This is a genomic window from Bartonella vinsonii subsp. berkhoffii ATCC 51672 (genome assembly GCF_902825225.1).
Taxonomy (GTDB): domain Bacteria; phylum Pseudomonadota; class Alphaproteobacteria; order Rhizobiales; family Rhizobiaceae; genus Bartonella; species Bartonella berkhoffii.
The window spans coordinates 1-404 of record NZ_CADEAK010000266.1 but is presented as its reverse complement, the minus strand read 5'-3'; the positions used below and the strand labels follow the sequence as shown (position 1 = coordinate 404).

At 31.9% G+C, this 404-nt stretch carries 1 pseudogene; it reads right to left on the bottom strand.

The window, feature by feature from the left end:
* Window positions 1-120, bottom strand: a pseudogene (locus tag J7R10_RS09205) (ATP-dependent protease subunit HslV); the annotation flags it as partial.
* Window positions 121-404: the final 284 nt, after the last annotated feature.

The window sequence follows — 404 nt, the reverse complement described above, 5'->3', positions numbered from 1 at the left end:
CCATTTCATAATCGTTTGTCCAAGTGATACCTGTCCATCACCAGCCTTCGCAACTTTGCCATCTTTTCGCACAGTAATAATAGTCGTACCATACATTATGGCTGGATTATGATCTTCCATAAGGAAACTCATTAATATTGACCTCTATTCTTAATATTGTTTTCTTTTTATTAAATGTAAAATCCAAGCACTATTGCCTTTATTTTAGAACATACACTGCAAAACGCAATGATTCAGCACAATTCAATTTATTAGAATAAAAAAAATGATATCATTGTTATAAATGCTAATTGTTGTTAAATAGTTTTTTTAAATAGTTTGCGTCTTTTAAAGGAAAAATGATGAAAAAAATAGCCATAGGTACATTGGGAGGAACAATCGCAATGGCGGCTGACAATCTTGGC